We start from the raw sequence: 4,919 nt of genomic DNA on the forward strand, positions 1-4,919 counted from the left end.
TCGTTCAGTTTTCAAAGTTCGTCATTGTTTGTTTTGAAAATGGTGGGCCTAAGTGGACTCGAACCACCGACCTCACGCTTATCAGGCGTGCGCTCTAACCAGCTGAGCTATAGGCCCGTCAAAGCAAACAAAATATGGTGCACCCTGAGAGATTCGAACTCCCGACCCCTTGATTCGTAGTCAAGTACTCTATCCAGCTGAGCTAAGGGTGCGATATGGTGCGGTCGAGAGGACTTGAACCTCCACGATGTTGCCACCACTAGGCCCTCAACCTAGCGCGTCTACCGATTCCGCCACGACCGCAAATATGAAATTAAAAATGGTGTGTCATGCAGGATTCGAACCTGCGACCCTCTGATTAAAAGTCAGATGCTCTACCAACTGAGCTAATGACACATATAAACTGGGCTGGAAGGGATCGAACCTTCGCGTGCTGGAATCAAAATCCAGTGCCTTACCACTTGGCTACAGCCCAAAAATGGCGGTCCTGACGGGATTCGAACCCGCGATCTCCTGCGTGACAGGCAGGCATGTTAACCGCTACACCACAGGACCGCAACTTGAAGTTGTAAACAACTCTTTAAAAAGAAATGGTGGAGGATGACGGGATCGAACCGCCGACCCCCTGCTTGTAAGGCAGGTGCTCTCCCAGCTGAGCTAATCCTCCATATGGTGACCCGTACGGGATTCGAACCCGTGTTACCGCCGTGAAAGGGCGGTGTCTTAACCGCTTGACCAACGGGCCATTTTGTAATTAATAATTATTCTCAAGAAACATTTTCACATAAGAGGTCTGGCGGAGATGGAGGGATTCGAACCCTCGCACCAGTTTCCCGGCCTACACCCTTAGCAGGGGCGCCCCTTATAGCCACTTGGGTACATCTCCAAAAGAATGGCTCCGCAAGTAGGATTTGAACCTACGACCTACCGGTTAACAGCCGGTTGCTCTACCACTGAGCTATTGCGGAACGTTACGTTCTGTTCGGAACACTTTTATATAGTAGCAACTTTTTTTCTTTCCGTCAATGCTTTTTTAAAAAAGTTTTTAGCGACGATAAGTTGTTTAGTTGCTGTCGTTTTGACGACTTCTATAATTTATCATGCTCCGAAATGAACGTCAACTACTTTTGTAAAAAATCTTTCCGCGACAACGACCACATCGATACTTTTCCGTATTCATGCGTCTTTTCCTTCTATATAATGTACTGCATTTCTCACATTCATAAAGATAGGATTTTCTTTCGTCTTCTTGTCTTCTCGGACTGTATCGGAGCCCACCGTAACGCTCTAACCATTCTTTAAAGTCTTGATCTTGATGGCGGTGTCCCATTCCTGCTAGATGTAAATGATAGTGACACAGTTCATGAATCACAATTCCGCGGAAGACTTTCATGTCATCGATGTATCGTTTATTGAAGTCTAAGTGATGATCGCCTAAGAAGTAGCGACCACCTGTCGTCTTTAGGCGTGGGTTAAAATAAGCTTCATGTCGAAACGATAAGGAAAATACGTCGAGCGAAAGTTGCTCGACGTATCGTTGTAATTGTTCATTCGTCATTTCGGCGGAACCAGCGTCAAACCAATGCGTCCTCGCTCCGGTTCAACATTCGTCACCCATACCGTCACGATATCCCCGACAGCGACAACATCAAGTGGATGTTTGACACGCTTACGACTGAGCTTCGAAATATGGATCAATCCATTCTCTTTCACCCCGATATCAACGAACGCACCAAAATCAAGAACATTACGGATCGTCCCTTGGAATTCCATCCCGACTTGAATCATATCCATCGATAGAACATCTTGACGAAGTAACGGTTTATCGAGTGCTTCTCGCGGGTCACGTCCCGGACGTTGTAACGCCTCGATGATGTCACGTAACGTTGGCTCTCCGATCTCGAGCGTCTGTGCCATCTCCGGTAATGCCAATGTGGACAATTGTTCCCGGAGTGCATCCGTTCCGACTTGATCGAGCGTTAAACCTAGTGTCTTGAATAACCTTTCGACTGTTTTGTACTGCTCCGGATGAATTGGCGTCCGGTCGAGCGGATGCGTTCCATCTAAGATCCGGAGGAATCCAGCTGCCTGTTCATAAGCTTTTGCCCCAAGACGAGGGACTTTCAATAATTCCTGACGCGTCTTGAACGTTCCAAGTTCCGAGCGACGTTCGACGATTTTTTTCGCCGTCGCTTTCGTGATTCCTGCGACGTAACTCAAAAGCGGTTCTGACGCTGTATTGACATCAACTCCGACCTGGTTGACGACCGTTTCGACGACAAAATCAAGCGTCTCCTTCAATTTCGTTTGCGAGACATCATGTTGATATTGACCAACACCAACAGATTGCGGATCGACTTTGACGAGTTCTGCCAGTGGATCCTGCAAGCGACGTGCGATCGAAATTGCGGATCGTTGTTCGACTTGAAGCTCCGGAAACTCCGTTCGGGCAATCTCTGAAGCGGAATAAATACTTGCCCCTGCCTCGTCGACGATCGTAAAGGCAATATCTTTCTGCCCCTTCATCCAATCCGCAACGAATGCTTCTGTTTCCCGCGAAGCCGTCCCATTGCCAATCGCAATCAATTCAATACCATACGTGTCGACGAGCTTTGAAAGGGTTTGGCGCGCTTCTTTCGCTTTTTGCTCTGACATCGTCACGTAGATGACACCGACTTCCTTCATCTCACCCGTCGGATCAATGACCGCCCACTTACACCCCGTCCGATAAGCCGGATCAAGACCAAGCATGACTTTCCCTTTCATCGGTGGCTGCATGTAGAGTTGACGGAGGTTCTTACCGAAGACGTCAATCGCCTGAAGTTCTGCTTTCTCAGTCAGTTCGTTCCGAATTTCTCGTTCGATAGCAGGAAAAACGGATTTTTTATACCCCGTTGTGATTGCCGCTTCGACGATGTCACGTTTCTTTGGCGCCAGTTGTGCATATGAACGAAGTAACGTTGGTAAAACCTGCTGTTCCTCTAATACGACCTTCACCGAGACGATTTTCAACGACTCAGCACGGTTGATCGCAAGAATCCGGTGCGGAACAATCTGTTGAATCCGTTCGTTGTAAGCATAGTACTGTGCAAAGACACCTTTTTCATCAACTGCGTCCTTTTTCTGTTTCGTGACGATTTCTGCTGAACGACGTATTTGCTTGCGTATGAACTCACGCACCGTCGCTTGTTCGCCCCACTCCTCAGCGATGATTGATTGAGCTCCGGCAAGTGCTTCTTCCGAATCGAGTGTACCGCTCAAACGCTGAAATGTCGCTTCATCATAGGCAGACTTGTCGCGTAACCAGTCAGCAAGTGGCGCAAGCCCTGCTTCCCGTGCAATTTCCGCCTTCGTCCGACGTTTTGGTCGAAACGGTAAGTAAATATCTTCGACTTGTTGTAAGGTCGTCGCTTCATTGAGCGTTCGACGGAGTTCCGGCGTTAGTACACCTTGTTCCTCGATTTTTTCAAGGACGTCACTTCGTCTACTTTCAAGTTGTGTTAATTGTTTATGTCGATCGAGGATCGCTTTAATCGCGACCTCATCGAGTTCACCTGTCTGTTCTTTTCGGTAGCGGGCGATGAACGGAATCGTACCGCCTTCTTCCGTCAATTGTAAGACTGCCTTCACTTGAGCAGGACGTACATTCAATTCACTTGCGATTCTCTTTTCCATCTGCTTCACCTCTCATTCATTATACCGAAGAATGCATGGAAAAGAAAAAAGACTGACACGAGGTCAGTCTTTTGAGAATACTTCATTTGGTTCAACTTTAATCGCTTCACGTAACTTCTGCAAAGCACGTCGTTGGAGACGGGACACATGCATTTGTGAAATGCCGAGTAGTTCTCCCGTTTCTTTTTGACTCATATTGCGATAATAGGCACATTCGAGGATCGAACGCTCGCGGTCCGTTAAGACAGCAAATGCCTTTTCAAGAATCAGACGCTGATCGACAGAGTCATAGCCATTCTCTTGATTACCAACGAGGTCGAGTAAGGTAACGGTACTACCTTCCTGATCTGCCTCAATCGAGCTATCGACGGAGAGAGCTTGATAACTCTTACCCATCTCGAGTGTTTCAAGGACTTCTTCTTCTGATACTTCAAGGCGAGCAGCAATTTCATCGATACGCGGAGAACGTTGCAACTCCGTCGTCAATTCCTCGACTGCCTTCTTAATTTTCGGACCGAGTTCCTTAATGCGACGTGGAACATGGACGCTCCATGTCTTATCGCGGATGAAACGTTTGATTTCACCGATGATCGTCGGTACAGCAAACGATTCAAAACTGCGACCAAATTCCTTATCGAATCGACGAAGCGCCGCGAGCAACCCAATCATACCGACCTGAACGAGATCGTCATGAATCGGTCGACCACGCGAGAACTTTCGGGCCAAAGCTTCTACCAAGTCTGAATAACGCTCGAGTAATGCCGCATGCACTTCCTCATCTTGGTCGTCCTGCTGATACAAATCAATCAGTCGAAGTACTTCATCATCACTGTGATGGCGTTGTTGAGACTTTGCTGGCACTTTGACCCACCTCATCTCTATTCATATATTTTGTCATATGGACAGTGACGCCGTTCGCTTTCTCGATCGTTACTTGATCCATCAATGCTTCGATCATCAAGATACCGAGTCCTCCTTCATGCAAGGAATCGAGATCGTGTGCGTCCGTAATCGGCTCACTTTGGCGCTTGACCTCATCTTTATCAAACGTAATGCCGTTATCTTTAACGATGATCTCAAGACGATCATCTGGATAGACGTTGCATGTCAAGGCGATACTACCATCTTCTTTTCCTTCGTACGCATGTTGAACAGCGTTCGCACATGCTTCTGAGACAGCGATTTTGATATCTTCGATGTCATCGTACGTATACCCCATTCGGTTCGCGACGCCTGAAACCGTG

4 protein-coding genes and 10 tRNA genes are annotated in these 4,919 nt (G+C 47.6%); all 14 read right to left on the bottom strand.

Going from position 1 to position 4,919, the window contains the following annotated elements; genetic code table 11:
- Positions 1 to 40: 40 nt before the first annotated feature.
- Positions 41 to 117 (bottom strand) — tRNA-Ile (locus B4F99_RS01490).
- An 18-nt stretch (positions 118 to 135) separates the two neighbouring features.
- Positions 136 to 212 (bottom strand) — tRNA-Arg (locus tag B4F99_RS01495).
- A gap of 4 nt (positions 213 to 216) precedes the next feature.
- Positions 217 to 303 (bottom strand) — tRNA-Leu (locus B4F99_RS01500).
- Between the two features lie 17 nt (positions 304 to 320).
- Positions 321 to 396: transfer RNA gene (locus B4F99_RS01505), tRNA-Lys, on the bottom strand.
- A 7-nt stretch (positions 397 to 403) separates the two neighbouring features.
- Positions 404 to 475 (bottom strand) — tRNA-Gln (locus B4F99_RS01510).
- A 4-nt stretch (positions 476 to 479) separates the two neighbouring features.
- Positions 480 to 555: transfer RNA gene (locus B4F99_RS01515), tRNA-Asp, on the bottom strand.
- A 36-nt stretch (positions 556 to 591) separates the two neighbouring features.
- Positions 592 to 667 (bottom strand) — tRNA-Val (locus tag B4F99_RS01520).
- A 3-nt stretch (positions 668 to 670) separates the two neighbouring features.
- A tRNA-Glu gene (locus B4F99_RS01525) sits at positions 671 to 745 on the bottom strand.
- Between the two features lie 49 nt (positions 746 to 794).
- Positions 795 to 886 (bottom strand) — tRNA-Ser (locus tag B4F99_RS01530).
- A 7-nt stretch (positions 887 to 893) separates the two neighbouring features.
- Positions 894 to 968: transfer RNA gene (locus B4F99_RS01535), tRNA-Asn, on the bottom strand.
- Between the two features lie 149 nt (positions 969 to 1,117).
- Positions 1,118 to 1,558 (bottom strand): SprT family protein, encoded by a 441-nt coding sequence (locus tag B4F99_RS01540; protein ID WP_290754906.1) that lies wholly within the window; start codon positions 1,556 to 1,558, stop codon positions 1,118 to 1,120.
- A complete protein-coding gene (locus tag B4F99_RS01545; RefSeq protein WP_290754908.1) occupies positions 1,555 to 3,675 on the bottom strand; it encodes a Tex family protein in 2,121 nt (706 codons plus the stop codon). The genes B4F99_RS01540 and B4F99_RS01545 overlap by 4 nt, the downstream gene beginning before the upstream one ends.
- 63 nt (positions 3,676 to 3,738) lie before the next feature.
- Positions 3,739 to 4,536 (bottom strand): RNA polymerase sigma factor SigB, encoded by a 798-nt coding sequence (gene sigB, locus B4F99_RS01550; protein ID WP_023469620.1) that lies wholly within the window; start codon positions 4,534 to 4,536, stop codon positions 3,739 to 3,741.
- The coding region (gene rsbW / locus B4F99_RS01555) for an anti-sigma B factor RsbW (RefSeq protein WP_290754910.1) at positions 4,502 to 4,919 on the bottom strand (418 nt) is incomplete at its 5' end. The genes sigB and rsbW, both read right to left, overlap by 35 nt.

It is taken from the genome of Exiguobacterium sp. UBA3491, from assembly GCF_002377745.1.
Taxonomy (GTDB): Bacteria; Bacillota; Bacilli; order Exiguobacteriales; family Exiguobacteriaceae; genus Exiguobacterium_A.